Annotated in this window: 2 protein-coding genes; both read right to left on the minus strand. The window is 54.8% G+C overall.

The window, feature by feature from the left end:
• Positions 1 to 1,425, minus strand: a 1,425-nt coding sequence (locus QWI20_RS27385) for an IS66 family transposase (protein ID WP_369308090.1), incomplete at its 3' end; no start/stop codon positions are given.
• Positions 1,426 to 1,443: 18 nt separating this feature from the next.
• The coding region (tnpB, locus tag QWI20_RS27390; RefSeq protein WP_163012200.1) for an IS66 family insertion sequence element accessory protein TnpB at positions 1,444 to 1,631 on the minus strand (188 nt) is incomplete at its 5' end.

Below are 1,631 nucleotides of genomic sequence, written 5' to 3' on the forward strand. Positions count from 1 at the left end.
GTGGCGCAGCCACGCATAGGGCTCTTGGCCGTTGGCTTTGGCTGTCTCGACCAAGCTATAAAGTTGAGCGCTGGCTTTGGCACCTCTGGGTGTGTCGCTGAACAGCCAGTTCTTTCTTCCTATCACAAAGGGGCGGATGGCTCGTTCAGCGGCATTATTGTCAATCGGCAAGTAACCTTCCTCGACGTACCGTTCAAGCTTTTCCCAGTTGTTTGCCAGGTAGGTAACCGCTTTGCCAAGTGCATTCTGTGTAGTCACATAGGGTAGCGTTTTGCGCAACCACTCTTTGAGTTGCCCCATTACGTGGCAGCTCAAGTCCTGGCGAGCTTTTTTGCGTACCTCGTCGCTCTTCTCTTTGTAAGCGATTTCGATACCGTACAACTTGCTGATCAGTTTCAAGGCTATATCTGCGCGCCCCGTCTTGCCTTTAGGTTGCACTTTTTGTGCTTCCACGAACTTGCGACGAGCATGCGCCCAGCACCCTAGGCGCTCGACCCCAGCTTGCGCGCCGAGCGAGTTGTAACCGGCGTAATCATCCGTCATCAGATAGCCGCGATAACCTTCGAGCAGGCGTGACGGCACCTCCTGCGCGCGGCTGGTGGAGTAGTCAAAAAGGATTACGGGTCTATCTGGCGGGCCGCCGGTTTGCGCCCACATCCAAGACTGGCTGCCTGGGTCTCGGTCTGGCTCTTTCAACACCTGCACCCGCGTTTCATCGCAATGGATGACGCGGCTGGCTAGTAGGCTATCGCGCATTAAATTCAATAGTGGCTGGAAATGTTCTCCGCACTGGATAACCCAGCGTGCCAAGGTCTGACGGGGGATATCGATGCCGTGACGACCAAGTACTTTCTCAAAGCGATGAAGCGGTAAACCGTCCACGTACTTGGTGGTCAGCAGCATCGCAAGAACACTTGGACTGGCCATGCTTTTTTCAATCAACTGAGCGGGTTTATCCGCCGTGACTGGCGCCGTTTCACAGTCGCGGCAACCATAGACTTTACGAACGTGCTTGATCACACGGATCTGCATTGGCACGATTTCAAGCTGCTCGCTGACCTCTTCGCCAATGGCGTGTTTACGGCAGCCGCAGACGCAAGTCAGTTCATGCTCTGGAAGCTCATGGGTGACTTCAATACGCGGCAAGTCGGCCGGCAGTTTTTTGCGCTTGCCGCGCCGCTTGGTCGGAGCGACGACCTCTTCTTCTGAAGTCTCTGCGGCAGGCTCAACTTCATGTTCAGCTTCGTTGAACAGCGCCATCTGCGGAGTCGCTGGATCGACCGTTTGCTCAGACTTTCGGGCGAACAGTCGTTGGCTTAGCAGCGCCACTTGTTCTTCGAGCACACCCACCCTGGATTGCATCTTCGCAAGCATCTGCTTGAGCAATTCAGGATCATTCGGGAGGTCTTCGGGCAAGGAATTCATGCCCTGGATTATACCGAATCAGGCTACGAATCGCGGCGTCAAAACTTGATGAGGACGGTTGCGCCAGAGGTCAAAGCCATCGAGCAGCCAGTTGAGTTCCTGAACTGTCAGAACGATCGCCTCGTCAGTGGCATCCGGTGATGTTTTGAATCGTTCGGACTCGAGTCGCTTGAGCCAAAGGCAAAAGCCGTTGCGCTCCCAATATA

The organism is Pseudomonas sp. W2-17 (assembly GCF_041060445.1).
Lineage (GTDB): Bacteria > Pseudomonadota > Gammaproteobacteria > Pseudomonadales > Pseudomonadaceae > Aquipseudomonas.